The following is a 20,122-nucleotide window of genomic DNA, read 5'->3' on the forward strand; positions in this document are numbered from 1 at the left end:
CGGCCTGGGCGGGGCCGCCGGGTGGGGGTGGCTCCCCCCGCCCCCGGTCCCGGCCACCCCCGCCGCGGGGGGGGGGGGGGGGGGGGGGGCGCGGGCGGGGGGGGGGGGCCCCCCACCCCCCCCCCCCCCACCACCGTCATGTCCGCTTACGGTCGTCCCGCTGCGAGTCGCCGATCAACGGCGGCCGCTCACAAGGGAGATCGGGGGTGTCCTCGTGCGGATCGGACTGCTCACGGACGGTGGCCGTCCGTATGCGAGGGGTGCGTGCAGGCCGTGGTGCGACCGGCTCGTGCGCGGGCTCGCGGGGCGCGAGCGCCGCCGGTTCGCCGCGTACGTCGGACAGCTCGCCCCGGGGAGCTGCGCGGCCCCGCGCTCCGAGGCCGCCGTACGGATCCTGGAGGAGGCCGCCTGCCGCGCGCCCGGCGCACGCCGGGGTGTCCCGCACCCGACTGTCCGCGACCACCTCGCCGTCGCCGGCCGGTCGGAGCGCGCGCCGCGCCCCCTTTCGCTCCCTCGGTACGAGGACGGCTGGTACGAGGACGTCTGGTACGAGGCCGGCGCCTCCGGCGCGGACCGGGGCGCGGACCCCGGCGTACGGGACGGCCGCAGTGCGGTCGGCCTCCGTCACGCGGCGGCCGGCGGCACGGCGGCGCCGCCGGACCTGCCGGGTCCGGTGGCCAAACGCTTCTCCGGCGTTCCGCTGCCGGTCACCGCGTACGGCGTGCGGCTGCGGGCGCACCACCCGGTGGCGGGCGGCCCCGTCGCCCCCTCCGGAGACCCCGCGCCGGGTGCGGGCCGCCGGACCACGCCCCGCGAACCGGTCGGCGCCCGCGCGGAAGCCGGAGGCCGCCATGTCTGACCACGCCCCCCGCACGCCCCCCACGCCGACGGCCCCCTCGACCGGCCGCGCCCCGGCCGGCGAGGCGCGTATAGCCCGGCCCGCCATGACGGCGGGCCCCTTCGCCCCGGCCGCCGGACCCGCCGACCCCGCGGCCGCCGTCCTCACGCCGCTCGTCGCCGCCGGACCTGCGGCCGCCGGACCTGAGGCGTACGGCATGACCGACCGGACCGCCGCGCGGATCCGGCACCGTGACGTGTTCCCGCTCCGCGGGGAGCTGTACGCCCGCGCCCGGCGCGGAACCACGCGCCCGGCGCGCGCCGACGCCCACCGCCCGGTCCCCGGCGCCGGCCTCTCCGCCCCCTGGTCCGCGCCCCTCACGCCGCTCGCCGCGATCGCCCGCGTACGCCCCCTGCCGCCCGCGCCCGGCCCGTACGCCGTGGTCCTGGCCGGGCTCGTCGCGCCGAGCGGGTGGGGCGTGGGAGGTGCGCGGCCTGCGGCCTCGCTTCGTCCTCCATCGCCGGACGGGCTTGATCTTCCCGCCCTCGCGCCCGCGACGGAGCACCAGCAAGCCCGTCCGGCGATGGAGGACACACCCGGCGACGGAGGCGCGCTCCCGCTCCTCGCCGTACCGGTCGCCGTGCCCGCCCCCACCCGCGCCCCCGCCGCGCCGGGGCCGCGCCCCCACGCCGGCCTCGTACTCGCCCGGGCCTCGGCCCATACCTGAGGAGCCACCCCCGTACCGCCCCGGTACGCCCCATGACCGCACCACCCCCGTACGCCCCTACGAACACCACCCCGTACGCCCCCTAAGGAGACGACCCACATGACCCCGCACTCCCCAGCCCCGGCCGCGGCCCCCGCGCCCGCGCCGGACCATCGCCCGCGTCGGCACAGAGGGGCGGGCGCGCGATGAGGGTCCTGCTGCTCGGCGCCAACGGTTTCCTCGGCCGCTTCGTGGCCGACCGGCTGCTCGCCGACCCCGCCGTGCATCTCACCGCACTCGGCCGGGGCGACGACGCCGACGTACGGTTCGACCTCGCCGGCGGCAGCCCCGGCGCGCTCACCCGCTTCCTGGACGCCGTCCACCCCGGGGTGGTCATCAACTGCGCCGGCGCCACCCGCGGCGGCGCCCGCGAACTGGTCCGCCACAACACCGTCGCCATCGCCACCGTCTGCGAGGCCCTGCGCCGCAGCGGCTGCGGCGCGCGCCTCGTCCAGCTCGGCTGCGCGTCCGAGTACGGGCCCTCCCCGCAGGGCTCGTCGACCGCCGAGGACGCCGTGGCCCGGCCGGGCGGCCCGTACGGCGTGAGCAAGCTCGCCGCGTCCGAACTCGTCCTCGGCTCCGGCCTCGACGCCGTCGTCCTGCGGGTCTTCTCGCCCGTCGGCCCCGGCACCCCCGCGGGCTCCCCGCTCGGCCGCCTCGCGGAGGCCATGCGCCGCGCCATGCAGTCCGGCGACGGCGAGCTGAAACTCGCCGGCCTCGGCGTGCAGCGGGACTTCGTGGACGTACGGGACGTGGCGCGCGCGGTCCACGCCGCCTCCCTCTCCGCCGCGCAGGGCGTCGTCAACATCGGCACCGGCCGCGCCGTGAAGCTGCGCGACGCCGCCGCCGTCCTGGCCAGGGTCGCGGGCTACGCGGGCGCCCTGCACGAACTGGACGCGCCCGGCGGCCCGGTCCGCGCCGGGCACGCCGCCCTCGGCGCGCAGCGCGGTGAACCGCTCGTGGAACACCTGGGCATCGGGCCCTCCCCGTACCCCGACGGCTGCGGCAACTGGCAGCAGGCGGACGTACGCACCGCCCGCGACCGGCTCGGCTGGCGCCCCCGTATCAATCTGGAGGAGTCCCTCGCGGACATCTGGATGGAGGCGGCGTGCCGCATCTGACCACCACCGGCGGCCGCCTCTCCGCCACCGGCGCGGACCGCCTCGGCCTCGGTGTCCCCGGGTACGCGCACCCGCTGCTCGCCCGCGCCGAGTGGGCCGGGCTGACCCGCCCGGGCACCCCCCTGCACTGGGCCGTCCTCAACGTCGCGGACGGCCCGGGCTCCCGCCCCGACCCGCACTGCCTGGAGGCCGCGGGCCGCCTGCGCAACGCGGGCGTGCGGGTGCTCGGGCATCTCGACCTGGCGTACGGGGAGCGGTCGTTCGGCGAGATCGTCGCCGAGGCGCACGACTACACGGACTGGTACCGGGTCGGCGGCTTCTACCTGGACCGGTGTCCCACGACCGCCTCCGACCTGACCGACGTACGGCTGATGACAGCCACGCTGGAGGTGGTGCTGGAGAGCGGGCCCGGCGGGCTCGGGGACGGTGGGTCCGGCGGCGGGTCCGGCGGGGAGTCCGGCGGGGGACCCGGCGGAGGGTCCGGCGGCGGGCACATCGTCCTGGCCCACGGGACGCACCCGCACCCCGGGTACGCCGAGATCGCCGGCCAACTGGTCACGTTCTCCGGGCCCTGGGACAGATACCGCTGGTCACAGGCGGCCGAGTGGACCGCCGACCACCCGCCCGAGCGGTTCGTCCATCTCGTCCACGGCGTCCCGCGCACCCATCTCGACGAGGCGATGCGCGTCGCCCGCTGGCAGGGCGCGGGCACGATCTTCTTCACCGACCGGGGTGACGGGACGGGAGGGAACGACCCCTTTGCGGCGTTGCCCGGCTACTGGGACGAAATCGTCTCGCGAGTCGGACCAGGTATCTAGGAATGAGCGGGGCCGTGGCAGTGTTACAGGGAAGATTCCTTATTGAATGACCGACCAACCCCATGTTGAGGTCCCTGTGTCGCTGCCCCCCCTGGTCGAGCCCGCTGCCGAGCTCACCGTCGACGAGGTCCGCAGGTACTCCCGTCATCTGATCATCCCGGACGTCGGGATGGACGGGCAGAAGCGGCTGAAGAACGCGAAGGTGCTGTGTGTGGGGGCCGGTGGCCTCGGCTCACCGGCCCTGATGTACCTGGCGGCGGCCGGTGTCGGCACGCTCGGCATCGTGGAGTTCGACGAGGTCGACGAGTCGAACCTCCAGCGCCAGATCATCCACAGCCAGGCCGACATCGGCCGGTCCAAGGCGCAGTCCGCCCGTGACTCCGTCCTCGGGATCAACCCCTATGTGAAGGTCGTCCTCCACGAAGAGCGGCTCGAAGCCGAGAACGTGATGGACATCTTCTCGCAGTACGACCTGATCGTGGACGGCACGGACAACTTCGCCACCCGCTATCTCGTCAACGACGCCTGCGTGCTGCTGAACAAGCCGTACGTGTGGGGTTCGATCTACCGCTTCGACGGCCAGGCGAGCGTCTTCTGGTCCGAGCACGGCCCGTGCTACCGCTGCCTCTACCCGGAGCCCCCGCCCCCCGGCATGGTCCCCTCCTGCGCCGAGGGCGGCGTGCTGGGCGTGCTCTGCGCGTCCATCGGGTCCATCCAGGTGACCGAGGCGATCAAGGTCCTCACCGGCGTCGGCGAGTCGCTCGTCGGGCGCCTGATGATCTACGACGCCCTGGAGATGCAGTACCGCCAGGTCAAGGTCCGCAAGGACCCGGACTGCGCGGTCTGCGGCGAGAACCCGACCGTCACCGAGCTGATCGACTACGAGGCCTTCTGCGGCGTCGTGTCCGAGGAGGCCCAGGAGGCGGCGGCCGGCTCGACCATCACTCCCAAGCAGCTCAAGGAGTGGATGGACGACGGCGAGAACATCGAGGTCATCGACGTACGGGAGCCGAACGAGTACGAGATCGTCTCGATCCCCGGCGCCAAGCTGATCCCGAAGAACGAGTTCATCATGGGGACGGCCCTGGCGGGCCTGCCGCAGGACAAGAAGATCGTCCTGCACTGCAAGACGGGTGTCCGCAGCGCCGAGGTGCTGGCCGTGCTCAAGGCCGCGGGCTTCTCGGACGCGGTGCACGTGGGCGGCGGGGTCATTGGCTGGGTCAACACGATCGAGCCGGAGAAGCCGGTCTACTAGGACGCGTCCTGTAGACCGCGTCCTAGGACGTCAGCTGTACGAGAGTGGGGCGGGCCGGAGACGGTCCGCCCCACCGTCGTACCCGGCTGCTTCCCGGGCCCTGAAACGGATCGTGCTTCCTAGGAACCCTAGGAACAGACCGTGCCCGCCGCCGGCACCTTCCCGTTCAGCAGGAAGCCGTTCACCGCCTTCTGGACGCAGGCGTTGCCGCTGTTGTACGCCCCGTGGCCCTGCCCCTTGTACGTGATCTCCACGCCGACGCCCTTGCCGAGCGCGTCGACCATCGCCCTGGCCCCGGCGTACGGCGTGGCCGGGTCACCGGTGTTGCCGATGACCAGGATCGGTGCGGCACCCGGCGCGCTGACGTCCGGGTGGGGCCACTGCCCCGGCACCGGCCAGCGCGAGCAGGACATCATGCCCCAGCCCAGGAAGTCCCCGAAGACGGGCGACGCCTTCCGGAACTCCGGGAGCTTCGCCCTGGTCTGCTCCACCGTGTAACGGTCCTTGGAGTCGACGCAGTTGATCGCCGCGTTCGCCGCCTGGAGGTTGCTGTAGCGGCCCTGCTGGTCGCGGCCGTTCATCGAGTCCGACAGGGCCAGCAGCAGGGCGCCGCTGCCCGCGTCCGCCTCGTCGAGCCCCTGTTCCAGCAGGGGCCAGAACTCCTGCGAGTAGAGGGTCTGGGCGATGCCGTTGGTGGCCTCGGTCTGGGTCAGCTTCCGGGGGCCGATCCCGGCGATGGGCTTCTTGTCGAGCTGCCCGAGCAGCCCGGTGATGAACGCCTCGATCTCCTTCGGGGTGGTCCCCGGCAGCTTGCACGCGCCGCCGCGCGACACACAGTCCTTGGCGAAGTTGTCCAGCGCGAGCTGGAAGCCCCGGGCCTGGCCGAGCGAGCCCTGCTCGGAGTCCTGGCTCGGGTCGACCACCGCGTCGAAGACCGTCCTGCCGACGGACTTCGGGAACTGGTGGGCGTACACGCCGCCCAGTTCGGTGCCGTACGAGATCCCGAAGTAGTTCAGCTTCTTGTCGCCGAGGACCTGGCGCATCATCTCCATGTCCCGCGCCGCGTTGGTCGTACCCACATGGGGGAGTGCCGGGCCCGAGTGCTTCTCGCAGGCGGAGGCGTAGGCCGCGAGGTTCTTGGTGAAGGTCTTCTCCTCCGCCGCGGTGTCGGGGGTGGCGTCCTGCGCGTAGTACGCGTCGAGCTGCTTGTCGCTCTCGCATTCCACGCCGTCGCTCCGGCCCACGCCGCGCGGGTCGAAGCTGACCAGGTCGTACCGGCCGCGCAGGGTCTCGTAGTCCGGCGCGAAGGACGGCAGGGCGGTGATCCCGGAGCCGCCGGGGCCGCCGAAGTTGAAGACCAGCGAGCCGATCCGCCTGCTCTTGTCGCGGGCCTCGGCGCGGATCAGGGCCAGCGCGATGGTGTCGCCGTCCGGCTTCGCGTAGTCGAGCGGTACGTCCATGGACGCGCACTGCCACCGCACGCCCCCGGGGAGCGGTGAGGGGGCCGTACCCCCGCCCTGTGCGGCGCTGGGCGCCTTGCAAGCGGTCCAGTCCAGCCGCTGGGAGGCGAGGCCCCTGGGGCCGTTGCGGTCACCGCCGTCCCCGCCGACGGGGCCCGCGCCGGCGGACCCCCCGCCGCCGGAGCATCCGGTGACGGCCAGGAGGGCGGCGGCGGTGACGGCGGCGAGCGGCGCGGAGCGCCGGGCGGAGGGGGTCGGCATGGAACCATCCTGCGCCGGGTCCCGGCGGGGCGCCCGGGGCCGCGGGCCAAGCGGGTGGCGGGCCGTGCGGGACGGCGTGCTGTGCGGGCCGGGGGACCGATGAGTTTCGGGGGCGGCCCCGGTCTGCACTGGTACCACCTGACAAGAGTGAGACATGGAGCCTGAGATGACCGAGGAACAGACGACCGCCGACGGTTTCCCGTACACGCTGGAGCGCGTCCTGGAGGCTCCGGTGGCGGCGGTGTGGAACGCCTGGACCACCGCGGAGCCGTACACGCAGTGGTCCTACGCCGCCCCGGGGACCGTCGAGATGGACGTGCGGCCGGGCGGGAAGTGGACGTCGACGATGGTCACCCCGGACGGTACGAAGGTCCCGTTGACGGGCTCGTACGCCGAGGTCGACGTGAACCGGCGTCTTGTGGTCGGCATGGACGTGCCCGGGCAGGACGCGCAGGCGCTCATGACGGTCGAACTCGCCGAGCAGGGCGCCGACGGGACCCGCATCACGGTGACCCAGACCTGCGACACCGCCGAGCAGCGCGACATGGCCGAGCAGGGCACCACGATGCTGCTGGACAGCCTGACGGTCTTTCTGAAGACCGCGAGCTGACCCGCCCCGCCCTATTCCCCGAACGCCGAGCGGCCGGGCGGGTGCGGACACCTCCTAGGACGTGTCCGCACCCGCCCTAAAGCGCTCCCTTGCGCGTCAGGTGGTTGAACGACACCCACCCCGGCAGCACCGGCAGCCACAGCGTCATCAGGCGGAACAGCAGCACCGCCGGGGCCGCGACCTCCTTGGGCAGGCCCACCGCCAGCAGACCCAGCGTCAGCGCGCCCTCCACGGCGCCCACCCCGCCGGGCGTCGGCGCCGCCGAGCCCAGCGCGTTGCCGGCCAGGAAGACCACGGCGATGCTCGCGTAGCTGAGCTGCTGGTTGCCGTTGTCGAACGCGCGGATCGACGCGTCCAGGCACATCACGAACGTGCCGGTCAGCAGCAGCATCCCGCCGATGCCCGTCAGCAGCTTCATCGGCTGCTGGAGCACGTCGAGCATGCGCGGTACGACCCCGGCGAACAGCGACCGCAGCCGGGTCACCACGAACTTCCGCAGGAACGGGATCGCCGTCACGACCAGCACCAGCACCGCGACCGTGAGGAGGCCCGCGATCACCGTCCTGGACGGGGTGAGCGACGCGGTCTTCTCCGTACCGGTGAGATAGCCGAACGAGAGCAGCAGCACGATGTGCGCGCCGAGCCCGAAGAGCTGCGAGGCGCCCACACTCGCCACGGCGAGCCCCGGCCGGACGCCCGACCGTTGCAGGAAGCGGGTGTTCAGCGCGACCCCGCCGACCGCCGCCGGGGCGACGATCTTGACGAAGGACCCGGCGACCTGCGCCTCGACGGTCCGTTTGAACGACACCCGCTCCGGTACGAAGCCCAGCAGGCTCATCGAGGCGGCGACGTAACTGAGCGCCGAGAACGCCGCCGCGGCGGCCACCCAGCCCCAGTGCGCCTCGCCGACGACCGTCCCGAAGTCGACCTGCGTGATCTGCGTGAGCAGGAAGTACGCGGCGACCGCGCCGGCGATGAAGCTGAGCAGCGTCCGGGGCTTGATCCGTTCGAGGCGTACCGGCTCGACCGGCGCCTGCGGCCTGATCAGCAGCACCTGCTGCCGGATCTGGGAGAGCAGATCCTCTTCGCGCGCCTCGTCGAGCGCGTCGTCTATGGCGCGCTTCTCCGCCTGCTTCTCGGCCCGCAGGGACTTCCGTACGGCCCGCCGGGGACCCTCGCCCTCGGCGGCGGCCGTACGGGGCGCTCCCTCGGTGGTGTGGCCCGCGTGTGCCGCGCCGTCACCGGAATGGGGTCCCGCGTGTGTCTCGTCCAGCCGGGCGCGCTTGTTCGCCTCGGACGCCTTGAGCACCGCGTCCCGTTCGCGCTGCGAACGCTCGCGCGCGAGCCTGCGCAGCGTCGCGCGCGTGGAGCGGCTCAGCGCGATCGGCTGGAGCAGCGGCAGGCAGTCCGCGATCGCGTCGGGGCCCAGCACCTCGACCCCGGCGGCGACCGAGCGCTCCGCGCCGACCCGCAGTCCCATGGTCGTGAGCAGCTGGGCGGTGTCCATCCGCAGGACGACGTCGCCCGCCGCGATCTCGCCGCCGCGCAGCTCGGTGAGCACGACCCTGCCGGAACGATCCACCACCAGGGCGTCGCCGGTGAGCCTGCGGTGCGCGATACGGCGCGACTGGAGCGCGCTCACCTGGCGCCAGGCGCCGCGCATCAGCTCGTCGGTGATCTCGTCGTCGGCGAGCGCGTCCAGGGACCGGCCGCCGAGGTGCTCGTACACGAGCATGACGGCGTCTGGTCCCAGCTCGGAGGTGGCGATGAGTTTGGGGGCGTTGGCGCCGGCGGCGATGGCCGCGTACGCGAGCAGGGCTTCCTGTTCGAGGGCCTGGCGGAGGGAGGGGATGGATCTGCGGGTGGTGATGGAGCGCAGGGTCAGCTGCCGCCACACGCGGTAGAAGAAGCCCTGCGCCTGCTGTTCGCGGTCCACGACCGTGACGTCGAGCGGGGGGCCGTCCTCCAGGGGCACGAAGTAGCGGCGGCCCCGGTCGCCCTGCTCGGCGGAGTCGGGGACGTCCTCGGCGCGCATGGCGCTGATCGGGTGGAAACCCACCCGGCGCAGACCCGCCATCAGCGTCTGCCCGGTGGGGCGGACGTTGGGCGAGCCGACCGTGTAGAGCGTGCCGTACGCGACGGTCCAGCCGATCAGGACGGTGAGGATGATCGAGAACGGGGTGGTGTACCCGGCGACGAGCATGGCGAAGGCGTCGAGCAGCAGCACCACCCACAGGACGACCCGCCAGCGGGGTCTCCGGGCCATCCCGACGGCCGTCATGTAGGCGATGACGGGGGCGAGATAGCCGTGTACGGGGTCGGTGAGCCCGGCGCCCAGCTGGGGTCTGGTCAGGGCCTCCTGGATGGAGTCGGGCGCGGACCTGGCGACCCAGAGGTCGGTGGCGAGGGTGACGCCGTGCGCGAGGACGGCGGCGAGGACGCCGTCGGCGATGCGCAGTCCGTCGCGTTTGATCAGCCGCTCGATGGCGAAGGCGACCGGGACCAGGAGGACGGCGATGGAGGACGCCAGGCCGGCCAGTTTGACCATGAGGTCGGGGGCCTGTCCCGTGCCCTTGCTGATGTCCTGTTCGAGGCCGGCGGTGGTGCCGTGGGCGAACGCGGAGAGGCCGATGACCAGGGCGATTCCGAGCAGGCCGATCAGCAGGCGGAGCAGGTCGGAGGGGCGGTGCACGCGGGCGGCGAGGAGCGGTTCGTCGCCGGAGAGGCGGTCGACGCGGGTGGCGCCGCCGGAGGTGTCGTCGCCGGGGTCGGCGGAGTCGGCGGGCGTCTTGTCGGCGCCGGGGTGGGAGCGGGTGGCTCCGGTGTGCTCGCGGGGGGAGGCGGGGGGGTCCTCCGGCGGGTGCGGCGGGTCGGCCGGATCCGGCGCGCCACGGGGGGACTCGTGGGCTGCGGGGGGTTCGTGGGGCGTGGCGGGCTCGCGGGACGGCTCGGGCCGGGACCCGGAGCCGGATCCCGTGCTTGATCCCGTACCGGATCCTGCGGCTGACCCCGTGCCGGATCCGGCGCCTGACCCGGCACCTGTTCCCGTACCCGACCCGGCACCTGAGCCCCTGCCGGACCCTTCTCCCGATCCGGAGCGCGCGCCGGGGCCCGGCCCGGAGTGTGCCCTCGCGCGGCCGTCGTCGGAGAACCGTCCCGGTCGCGGCCCGGTGGACGCGTCGGGGCGCGACTCAGCCCCTGAAGTGTCCGCCGCCGCAGGTGGCTGCACGCCCTGCCCCTCCGCCGAGTCCGTCTCTTCTTGATCTCGTATCACCAGTCACCGCCCGCATGATGGTGGCACGAGCGGCCGACAGACGGGGGCATCAGGGTGCATTGCGGGGGCGTGGAGTGTGCGAGATACGTCCCTTTGCGTGTGTATGCACACACGGTGACCGAACGAATGCGCTGGGGCGCGAGGGGCGGGCGGGGGCGGGCGGGTTGTCGGTGGCGTGCGGCAGGATGGGTCGGATGAGGCACGAGGAGCGGGACAAGCCGGACATGGAGGTGTCCGGGGAGGAGCCGGAGCGGCCGGGCGACCTTCCCGTCTACGCGGAGCGGGTGCTGGAGGTCGCCGAGCTGGTCCCGGCCGGCCGGGTGATGACGTACGGCGATGTCGCGGAGTGGCTCGGCGAGGGCGGCCCGCGCCAGGTCGGCCGGGTGCTGGCGCTGTACGGCGGCGCGGTGCCGTGGTGGCGGGTCGTCCGTGCGGACGGGGTGCTGCTCGCGGGTCACGAACTGCGGGCCCTGGGCCACTACCGCGACGAGGGCACCCCGCTGCGCGAGGCCCCGCGCAGCGCCGAGGGCCACCTGCCGCGCCTCGACCTGAGACGGGCCCGGTGGGACGGCGGGGCTGCTGACGGGGACGCCGGCGACGGGGCTCACATATGACAGCTTCCGCCATTCGGCCGCGCGGCGGGGAATCCGGCGGTGGCGCGGGGGCCCGGACGGAGTACGGAGGGGTGCCGCTGGGGGCGTACGGCGGTACCGCGCGCGGCCCCCGGTACGGACCGGAGCGCCCGCGTCCCCGGCCGGGGACGGCGTAGCGTCGGCGCCACGCGCCCCGCGGGCGTCGCCGTGGCCCGGGCGTCCCGCCCTGCCCCGTACGCCCACCGCTCGCTCCGGCTCCCGTACGCTCACCATCTCCCCCTCCCACTCCAGCTCCTGCTCGCACCCCAGCTCCAGCTCCACCCTCTCCAGGACCGGCGATCCACGTGAGTTCCTCCTCCCCCTCCACCGGGCGTACCCCGCACCGCCGGGTACGGCAGCGGACTCCTGGCGCCTACCGACTGGTCCGTACCGCACCCGTGCCGGTGGACCCCCCTGTGCTGGACGCGGCGCAGCGCGCGGTGGTTGACCACGGCGCCGGGCCGCTGCTGGTGCTGGCGGGTCCCGGCACGGGCAAGACCACGACGCTCGTGGAGTCGGTGGCGGCGCGGGTGGAGCGGGGCGCGGATCCGGAGCGGATGCTGGTGCTCACGTTCAGCCGCAAGGCGGCGGTGGAGCTGCGCGACCGTACGGCCGTGCGACTGGGCGGCACCCGCGGGCCGCAGGCGACCACGTTCCACTCCTTCTGCTACGCGCTGATCCGCGCGCACCAGGAGGCCGAGCTCTTCACGGAACCGCTGCGGCTGCTGTCGGGGCCCGAGCAGGACGTGGCCGTACGGGACCTGCTGGCGGGTCAGCTCGACCTGGAACGGGAGGGGCGGGCGCACGTCCGGTGGCCGGACGAGCTGCGGGCGTGCCTGACCACGCGCGGTTTCGCCGACGAGGTACGGGCGGTGCTGGCGCGCAGCCGTGAACTGGGCCTGGGGCCGGACGCGCTGGCGGCGTTCGCGCGGCGTACCGGTCGGCCCGACTGGTCGGCGGCGGCGTCCTTCCTCGCCGAGTACTTGGACGTCCTGGACATGCAGGGGGTCCTCGACTACGCGGAACTGGTCCACCGGGCCGTGCTGCTGGCGTCCCGTCCCGAGGTGGCGGAGCAGTTGGCGGGGCGGTACGACGTGGTGTTCGTGGACGAGTACCAGGACACGGACCCGGCGCAGGTGCGGCTGTTGGAGGCGCTGGCGGGGCAGGGGCGCACGCTGGTCGCGTTCGGCGACCCCGACCAGTCGATCTACGCGTTCCGGGGCGCGGACGTGAACGGCATCCTCGACTTCCCGTACACGTTCCCGGGCCGGGACGGCCGCCCGGCGAGGGTGGAGGTCCTGACGACGTCCCGCCGCTCCGGCGACAAGCTCCTGGACGCGACGCGGCTGCTGACGCGCCGGATGCCGCTGCACCGGCTTCCCGCGGAGAAGATCCGGGCGCACCGCGAACTGGGCGCCGTCCGGGAGGGCGGCGGGGTCGAGACGTACACGTATCCGACGGCCTCCACGGAACTGGAGAACATCGCGGACATCCTGCGCCGCGCGCACCTGGAGGACGGCGTTCCCTGGTCGGACATGGCGGTCCTGGTCCGCGCGGGCGGCCGCACGATCCCGTCGATCCGCCGCGCCCTGACCTCGGCGGGCGTCCCCCTGGACGTGGACGGCGACGACGTCCCCCTCCGCCACGAACCGGCGGTGTCCCCTCTCCTGACGGCCCTGAGGGTGGTGGCGGAGGCGGCGATCCGCCCTGGTCGGGCGGCGTCCGGGGACGAAGCGGGCCGTGGGCTGCCGGCGGAGGCCGGGGCGGTCGGTGCGGACGGGCGGGACGACGCGCCCGACTCCGGCCTCCCGGAGGACGGCCCCGCTCCTGGACCGCCGGAGGCGCCGCCCGGCGGGGCGGGCGGACCGGCCCCGCATGGCCGCACACGGCCCGTGGTTGAGGCCGACCCCGACGGGGAGACCGGAGCGTCCCCGTCCTCCGAGGGCGCGGAGGACGACGCGGCCGACCTCGGCCGGGCAGGGGCCGCGGTCGATCCCGGCCCGGCAGTGGCGTCCGCGTCTCCCGAGGACACGCAGGACGTGGCCGGGAGCGTCGGTGATTCACGTCCCCCGGAAGGGGGCGGGTGGCTCGGGGTCGAGGCCGCGCTCTCGTTGCTCGCCTCGCCCCTCGGCGGGATGGACACCGCCGATCTGCGGCGGCTCGGGCGGGCGTTGAGGGACGAGGAGCGCGCCGCCGGGAACCGGCTGCCGCCGTCCTCCGACACGCTGCTCGCCCTCGCGCTCGCGCAGCCCGAGCGGCTCGTCGCGCACGACCCGGCGTACGCCAGGGGCGCCCAGCGCCTCGGCGCGCTCCTGCGCAAGGCGCGTGAGCTGCTAGAAGGCGGCGGCACCGCCGAAGAGGCCCTCTGGGAGCTGTGGGACGGCACCCCCTGGCCCGGACGGCTGGAGCGGGCCGCCCTGCGCGGCGGCGCGGCCGGCCGCAACGCCGACCGCGACCTCGACGCGGTCTGCGCCCTCTTCGACGCCGCCGCCCGCGCGGAGGAACGCACCGGCGGCCGCGGCGCGCTCAACTTCCTCGAAGAGCTGGACGCCCAGGACATCGCCGCCGACACCCTCAGCCGCCGCGCCCTACGCCCCGACGCCGTACGGCTCATGACGGCCCACCGCTCCAAGGGCCTGGAGTGGCGGCTCGTCGTCGTCGCGGGCGTACAGGAGGGCCTCTGGCCCGACCTGCGGCGCCGCGGTTCCCTCCTGGAGGCCGACAGGATCGGCCGCGACGGACTCGCGGAACCACTCAGTCCCGGCGCCCTTCTTACAGAAGAGCGCCGCCTGTTCTACGTAGCCGCCACCCGCGCCCGCGAACGCCTCGTCGTCACCGCCGTCAAGGCACCCGCCGACGACGGCGACCAGCCCTCCCGCTTCCTCACCGAACTGGGCGTCGAACCCCGCGACGTCACCGGCCGCCCCCGCCGCCCCCTCGCCGTCGCCCCCCTCGTCGCCGAACTGCGCGCCACCACCGTCGACCCGGAGGCCACCCCCGCCCTGCGCGACGCCGCCGCCCGCCGCCTCGCCCGGCTCGCCGCGCTGACCGACGAGGACGGCCACGCCCTCGTCCCCGCCGCGCACCCGCACAGCTGGTGGGGGCTGTACGAACCGACCCGCAGCACGGTCCCGCTGCGCGACAGGGACCTCCCCGTCGCGCTCTCCGGCAGCACCCTCGACCAGCTGGAGAACACCTGCGCCCTCCAGTGGTTCCTCGGCCGCGAGGTGAAGGCGGACGCCCCCGCCACCGCCGCCCAGGGCTTCGGCAACGTCGTGCACGTCCTGGCCGACGAGGTGGCCTCCGGCCGTACCCCCGCCGACCTCGCCGTCCTCATGGAGCGCCTGGACTCCGTGTGGGACGGACTCGCCTTCGACGCCCCCTGGAAGTCCGCCCAGGAGAAGGAGCACGCGCGCGTGGCGCTCGAACGCTTCCTGCGCTGGCACGTGACGGACCGGGGCGGCCGTACCGCCACCGCCACGGAGCACGACTTCGACGTCACCCTCGAAGCGGGTCCGTACGAAGTACGGATCAGGGGTTCCATGGACCGCGTCGAGCGGGACGCGGAAGGCCGCGCGTACGTCGTCGACTTCAAGACCGGCAAGGCCGCGCCCACCAAGGACGAGGTGGCGCACCACCCGCAGCTCGCGGTCTACCAGCTCGCGGTCCGCGAGGGCGCCCTGGACGAGGTCTTCGACGGCCGCCGCCCCGAGCCGGGCGGCGCCGAACTCGTCCAACTGCGCCAGCCCGCGCCCAAGAAGGAGGGCGGGGAGGACTTCCCCAAGGTCCAGGCGCAGGAACCGCTCGCGGGCGAGTGGGTGGGCGACCTCCTGGCCTCCGCCGCCGGCCGCGTCCTGGACGAACGCTTCACCCCGGCCACCGGCCAGCACTGCGCGCACTGCGCGTTCCGGGCGTCGTGCAGCGCGCGGCCCGAGGGCCGCCAGATCGTGGAGTGAGCCGCCGGGGACGGCCCGGGCGGGCATCCCGGCGGCCCACAGCCCGCGCGCAGGGGGGCTGCCCACACGCCCGCCCCCCCGCGTTGTCAGTGGTGGCCGATAGCCTTCCTGAGGTGTCCGCACCCCTCACCCACCCCGAGCAGCTCAAGGAGCTCCTCGGCATCCCCTTCACCCCGGAGCAGACGGCCTGCATCACCGCGCCGCCCGCCCCGCAAGTCATCGTGGCCGGAGCCGGGTCGGGCAAGACGACGGTCATGGCGGCCCGGGTGGTGTGGCTGGTGGGGACCGGACAGGTCGCCCCCGAGCAGGTCCTCGGGCTCACGTTCACCAACAAGGCCGCGGGCGAACTGGCCGAGCGGGTCCGCAAGGCGCTGGTACGGGCCGGCGTCACCGACCCCGACACGATCGACCCCGACCACCCCCCGGGCGAACCCCGCATCTCCACCTACCACGCCTTCGCCGGGCAACTCCTCACCGACCACGGTCTGCGCATAGGCCTGGAGCCGACGGCCCGGCTGCTCGCGGACGCCACCCGCTTCCAACTCGCCGCGCGGGTGCTGCGGGAGGCGCCGGGGCCGTACCCCGCCCTGACCAAATCCCTCCCCGCGCTGGTCAGCGATCTCCTCGCGCTCGACGGCGAGCTGTCGGAGCATCTGGTACGGCCCGGCACCCTCGGCGCGCACGACACCACGCTGCTGCGCACCCTGGACGGCGTCCGGCTCAGCAACGCCGAGCTGCGCAAGGTCCCCGAGGCCGCCACCGCCCGCCGTGAGCTGCTCGACCTGGTCGGGCGCTACCGCGCGGCCAAGAGCGCCCGCGACCTCCTCGACTTCGGCGACCAGATCGCGCTCTCCGCCGAACTGGCCACCACCAGACCCGAGGTGGGCCGGATCCTCCGGGAGGAGTTCCGGGTGGTCCTCCTCGACGAGTACCAGGACACGTCCGTCGCCCAACGGCTCCTCCTGTCCGGCCTCTTCGGCGGCGGAACGGGCCACGCGGTGACCGCCGTCGGCGACCCCTGCCAGGCGATCTACGGCTGGCGCGGCGCGTCCGTCGCCAACCTGGACGACTTCCCCGTCCACTTCCCGTACGCGGACGGCACGCCCGCAACCCGCTTCTCGCTCAGCGAGAACCGCCGCAGCGGCGGCCGGCTCCTCGACCTGGCCAACGGCCTCGCCACGCCCCTGCGCGCGATGCACGAAGGCGTCGAGGCGCTGCGCCCCGCGCCCGGCGCGGAGCGCGACGGCATGCTGCGCTGCGCCCTCCTGCCCACCCACGCCGAGGAGATCGCCTGGCTCGCCGACTCCCTCGCGCATCTGGTCCGTACGGGCAAGGAACCGGGCGAGGTGGCCGTCCTGTGCCGTACGGCGGACGACTTCGCCGAGATCCAGGGCGCGCTGGTGGCCCGTGAGGTGCCGGTCGAGGTGGTGGGGCTCTCCGGGCTGCTGCACCTCCCGGAGGTCGCCGACCTCGTCGCGGTGTGCGAGGTGCTCCAGGACCCGGGGGCGAACGCGTCGCTGGTACGGCTCCTCAGCGGCCCCCGCTGGCGCATCGGCCCCCGCGACCTGGCGCTGCTGGGGCGCAGGGCGCGGCTCCTGGTGCACCGGGGGCCGGGGCCGGACGGCGAGGACAGTACGGACGCGCGGCTGGCGGCGGCCGTGGAGGGGACGGACCCGGCGGAGGTGATCTCCCTCGCGGACGCCCTGGACACGTTCCTGGAGTCGGCGGGCGCACCGGACGACGGGCTGCCGTTCTCCGCCGCCGCCCGCGTCCGCTTCGCGCGGCTCGCCACCGAACTGCGCGACCTGCGCCGGTCGCTGGCCGACCCGCTGATGGACGTCCTGCACCGGGTCCTCGCCACGACGGGCCTGGAGGTCGAACTGGCCGCGTCGCCGCACGCGCTGGCCGCCCGCCGCCGGGAGACGCTGAACAACTTCCTGGACCTGGCGGCCTCCTTCGCCGCGCTCGACGGGGAGGCGGGACTGCTGGCGTTCCTCGCCTTCCTGCGGACGGCGGCGCAGTACGAGAAGGGGCTGGACAACGCGCTGCCCGGCGGCGAGAACACCGTGAAGGTGCTCACCGCGCACAAGGCCAAGGGCCTGGAGTGGGACGTGGTCGCCGTCCCCGGGCTGGTCGCCGGCCAGTTCCCCAACCACCGGGCGCGGGAGGCGTGGACGTCCCAGGCGAAGGTCCTCCCGCACCCGCTGCGCGGCGACGCGCCCACGCTGCCGGAGGTCACCTCCTGGGACGCGAAGGGCCTCGCGGCGTTCAAGGACGAGATGAAGGCGCACCAGCACACGGAGGAACTGCGCCTCGGTTACGTCACCTTCACGCGCCCGCGCTCGCTGCTCCTCGGCTCCGGCCACTGGTGGGGCCCGACCCAGAAGCGCACGCGCGGCCCGTCGGACTTCCTGCACGCGCTGTACGACCACTCCGTGGCCGGCCACGGCGAGATCGAGGCGTGGGCGGACGAACCGGCCGAGGGCGAGGAGAACCCGTCCCTGCGGGCCCCCTCGACCCCCCAGCCCTGGCCGCTCCCGCTGGATCCCGACGCCCTGGAACGCCGCCGCGCGGCGGCGGACACGGTGCTGGCGCACCTGGACGAGCTGCGCTCGGAGTCCGCCGGGGAACCGTCTCCGGCGGCGGCGGACGAACTGTGGGACGCCCCTTTCGACGAGGCACCGTTCGAGGACGAGGCGTTCGAGGACGCCCCTTTCGAGGACGAGGCGTTCGGCGACGAGCCGGAGGACCCGGAGGACGGCTACGCCCCACCGGACACCGACCACGGCGAGGCGGAGCACGACCACTTCCCGGAGTGGAACGCCTCGCCACCTCCCCCCGGGCGACCCGAGCACGCCGGGGCCGTGCCCGGGCCCCCGCGCGCCTCCGCGCGCACCGGGCCCGGCTCTTCCGTGCCCGCTCCCCGCGCAGGGGGCCGGCCCGCTCCCGAGGAGGTTCGGATCCTCGCCTCCTGGGATCGTGATCTCGACGCGCTCGCGCGCGAGTTGCGCCGCTCGCGGGCGGCCGTCCGCGACGTCCCCGTACCGGCCTCGCTCTCCGCCTCCCAGCTGATGCGTCTCGCCGCCGACCCGGACGGGTTCGCGCACGAGCTGGCGCGCCCCATGCCCCGGCCGCCGCAGCCCGCCGCCCGCCGGGGGACCCGGTTCCACGCCTGGGTGGAGTCGCGGTTCGAGGAGCTGCCCCTGCTCGGCCCCGACGAGCTGCCCGGCGGCGACGAGGACGAGCCGGAGATCGCGGACGAGCGTGACCTGGCCGCGCTCAAGGCGGCCTTCGAGCTGACCCCGTACGCGCGCCGTACGCCGTACCGGGTGGAAGCGCCGTTCCAGCTCACCCTCGCGGGGCGGGTGATCCGCGGCCGGATCGACGCCGTCTACCGCACCACCGACCCGGAGACCGGCGCGGACACGTACGAGATCATCGACTGGAAGACCAGCCGCGCCCGCACCGCCGACCCCCTCCAGCTCGCCGTCTACCGCCTCGCCTGGGCCGAGCAGCACGCCCTGCCGCCGTCCGCCGTCACGGCCGCGTTCCTGTACGTGCGCACCGGTGACGTCGTCCGCCCCGACCGCCTCCTCTCCCGCACCGAGCTCGAAGCGATCCTCATCGGCGGGGACGGGGAGGACGGGAACGGGGAGGACGGGGGCGCGGACGGCCACCGCGACGGAGAACGGACAGCAGAACGGACGAGCGCCGGATCCGGTTAGGCTCGATGTCATGAGCGACACCCCGGACAGCGTCGTCCGTACGTACATCGAGTCCCACCGCGCCGCGTTCCTCGACGACCTCGCGGACTGGCTCCGCATCCCGTCCGTGTCCGCCCAGCCCGATCACGCCCCCGACGTGCGCCGAAGCGCCGACTGGCTGGCCGCCAAACTCCGGGAGACGGGCTTCCCCGTCACCGAGATCTGGGAGACCCCGGGCGCCCCCGCCGTCTTCGCGGACTGGCCCTCGGACGACCCCGCGGCCCCCACCGTGCTCGTCTACGGACACCACGACGTACAGCCCGCCGCCCGCGAGGACGGCTGGTCGAGCGACCCCTTCGAACCGGTCGTACGGAACGGCAGGATGTACGGACGCGGCGCCGCGGACGACAAGGGGCAGGTGTTCTTCCACACACTGGGCGTCCGCGCCCACCTCGCCGCCACCGGCCGCACCACCCCCGCCGTCCACCTCAAGCTGCTCGTCGAGGGCGAGGAGGAGTCCGGCTCCCCGCACTTCCGCGCCCTGGCCGAGGACCGCGCGGCCCGCCTCGCCGCCGACGTCGTGATCGTCTCCGACACCGGCATGTGGGCCGAGGACACCCCGACGGTCTGCACCGGCATGCGCGGCCTCGCCGACTGCGAGATCGAGCTGTACGGCCCCGACCAGGACATCCACTCCGGTTCCTTCGGCGGAGCCGTCCCCAACCCGGCCACCGTCGCCGCCCGCATCGTCGCGTCCCTGCACGACGAGGACGAACGCGTCGCGGTCCCCGGCTTCTACGACGGCGTCACCCCGCTCACCGACGAGGAGCGCGCCCTGTTCGCGGCGCTGCCCTTCGACGAGGAGCGCTGGCTGCGTACGGCGAAGTCCCACGGCACCCTCGGCGAGGCCGGGCACTCCACCCTGGAGCGGATCTGGGCCCGCCCGACCGCCGAGGTCAACGGCATCGGCGGCGGCTACCAGGGCCCCGGCGGCAAGACGATCGTGCCGTCCTCCGCCCAGGTGAAGCTCTCGTTCCGGCTGGTGGCGGGCCAGGACCCGGACCGGATCGAGCGGGCCGTACGGGAGTGGATCGAGGCGCACGTCCCGAACGGCGTCCGCCACAAGGTCACCTTCGGCGCCGCCACCCGCCCGTGTCTGACCCCGCTCGGCCACCCGGCCCTCCAGTCGCTCGTACGGTCCATGGGCCGCGCCTTCGGACGCACCGTCCTCTTCACCCGCGAAGGCGGTTCGGGACCGGCCGCCGACCTCCAGGACGTCCTCGGCGCACCCGTGCTCTTCCTGGGCATCTCCGTACCGTCCGACGGCTGGCACGCGCCCGACGAGAAGGTCGAACTGGACCTGCTGCTCAAGGGCGTGGAGACCACCGCCTACCTCTGGGGCGACCTTGCCGCCGCTCTCCGCTGAA

Annotated in this window: 11 protein-coding genes and 1 pseudogene; 10 read left to right on the top strand and 2 right to left on the bottom strand. The window is 74.4% G+C overall.

All coding sequences use genetic code 11. The annotated features are described in order from the left end of the window. Positions 1-289: 289 nt before the first annotated feature. The 5 genes from ACIODU_RS07285 to moeZ all read left to right on the top strand — a co-directional run bounded on the left by ACIODU_RS07285 (position 290) and on the right by moeZ (position 4,798). Positions 290-859, top strand: coding sequence for a hypothetical protein (locus ACIODU_RS07285; protein ID WP_401764996.1), 570 nt, complete (start codon positions 290-292; stop codon positions 857-859). Beyond that, a complete protein-coding gene (locus ACIODU_RS07290) occupies positions 852-1,565 on the top strand; it encodes a hypothetical protein (protein ID WP_401764999.1) in 714 nt (237 codons plus the stop codon). The genes ACIODU_RS07285 and ACIODU_RS07290 overlap by 8 nt, the downstream gene beginning before the upstream one ends. A 185-nt stretch (positions 1,566-1,750) precedes the next feature. Further along, positions 1,751-2,725: an NAD-dependent epimerase/dehydratase family protein gene (locus tag ACIODU_RS07295; RefSeq protein ID WP_401765001.1), complete on the top strand. Its 975-nt coding sequence runs from the start codon at positions 1,751-1,753 to the stop codon at positions 2,723-2,725. Continuing rightward, a complete protein-coding gene (locus tag ACIODU_RS07300; RefSeq protein WP_401765003.1) occupies positions 2,713-3,543 on the top strand; it encodes a spherulation-specific family 4 protein in 831 nt (276 codons plus the stop codon). The genes ACIODU_RS07295 and ACIODU_RS07300 overlap by 13 nt, the downstream gene beginning before the upstream one ends. Positions 3,544-3,619: 76 nt before the next feature. Next, complete coding sequence (moeZ, locus tag ACIODU_RS07305) at positions 3,620-4,798, top strand: adenylyltransferase/sulfurtransferase MoeZ (RefSeq protein WP_356427433.1); 1,179 nt, start codon at positions 3,620-3,622, stop codon at positions 4,796-4,798. A gap of 128 nt (positions 4,799-4,926) precedes the next feature. Here moeZ and ACIODU_RS07310 read toward each other — a convergent pair whose 3' ends face one another. Then, complete coding sequence (locus tag ACIODU_RS07310) at positions 4,927-6,519, bottom strand: alpha/beta hydrolase (RefSeq protein WP_401765007.1); 1,593 nt, start codon at positions 6,517-6,519, stop codon at positions 4,927-4,929. A gap of 166 nt (positions 6,520-6,685) precedes the next feature. Between ACIODU_RS07310 and ACIODU_RS07315 the strand changes: the two genes are divergently transcribed. Beyond that, positions 6,686-7,129 (top strand): SRPBCC domain-containing protein, encoded by a 444-nt coding sequence (locus ACIODU_RS07315; protein ID WP_401765010.1) that lies wholly within the window; start codon positions 6,686-6,688, stop codon positions 7,127-7,129. Positions 7,130-7,205: 76 nt separating this feature from the next. Here the strand turns inward: ACIODU_RS07315 and ACIODU_RS07320 are convergent. Further along, a pseudogene (locus ACIODU_RS07320) lies at positions 7,206-9,848 on the bottom strand (lysylphosphatidylglycerol synthase domain-containing protein); the annotation flags it as partial. A gap of 779 nt (positions 9,849-10,627) precedes the next feature. Here ACIODU_RS07320 and ACIODU_RS07325 point away from each other — a divergent pair. The 4 genes from ACIODU_RS07325 (at position 10,628) to ACIODU_RS07340 (ending at position 20,121) form a co-directional block, all read left to right on the top strand. Continuing rightward, positions 10,628-11,017, top strand: coding sequence for an MGMT family protein (locus tag ACIODU_RS07325; RefSeq protein ID WP_401765856.1), 390 nt, complete (start codon positions 10,628-10,630; stop codon positions 11,015-11,017). A 323-nt stretch (positions 11,018-11,340) separates the two neighbouring features. Then, positions 11,341-14,991, top strand: coding sequence for an ATP-dependent helicase (locus tag ACIODU_RS07330; protein WP_401765013.1), 3,651 nt, complete (start codon positions 11,341-11,343; stop codon positions 14,989-14,991). Positions 14,992-15,104: 113 nt separating this feature from the next. After that, a complete protein-coding gene (locus ACIODU_RS07335; RefSeq protein ID WP_401765016.1) occupies positions 15,105-18,716 on the top strand; it encodes a UvrD-helicase domain-containing protein in 3,612 nt (1,203 codons plus the stop codon). A gap of 10 nt (positions 18,717-18,726) precedes the next feature. Further along, on the top strand, positions 18,727-20,121 hold the full coding sequence (locus ACIODU_RS07340; RefSeq protein ID WP_401765019.1) for a dipeptidase: 1,395 nt from the start codon (positions 18,727-18,729) through the stop codon (positions 20,119-20,121). Position 20,122 lies beyond the last annotated feature (1 nt).

Origin of the sequence: Streptomyces sp. NPDC088261 (assembly GCF_044740805.1) — a bacterium.
GTDB lineage: Bacteria > Actinomycetota > Actinomycetes > Streptomycetales > Streptomycetaceae > Streptomyces.

Coding starts and splice junctions, on each gene's coding strand:
- ACIODU_RS07290 (WP_401764999.1), top strand. CDS start 852: ATGTCTGACCACGCCCCCCGCACGCCCCCCACGCCGACGGCCCCCTCG.
- ACIODU_RS07315 (WP_401765010.1), top strand. CDS start 6,686: ATGACCGAGGAACAGACGACCGCCGACGGTTTCCCGTACACGCTGGAG.
- ACIODU_RS07295 (WP_401765001.1), top strand. CDS start 1,751: ATGAGGGTCCTGCTGCTCGGCGCCAACGGTTTCCTCGGCCGCTTCGTG.
- ACIODU_RS07340 (WP_401765019.1), top strand. CDS start 18,727: ATGAGCGACACCCCGGACAGCGTCGTCCGTACGTACATCGAGTCCCAC.
- ACIODU_RS07310 (WP_401765007.1), bottom strand. CDS start 6,519: ATGCCGACCCCCTCCGCCCGGCGCTCCGCGCCGCTCGCCGCCGTCACC.
- ACIODU_RS07325 (WP_401765856.1), top strand. CDS start 10,628: ATGGAGGTGTCCGGGGAGGAGCCGGAGCGGCCGGGCGACCTTCCCGTC.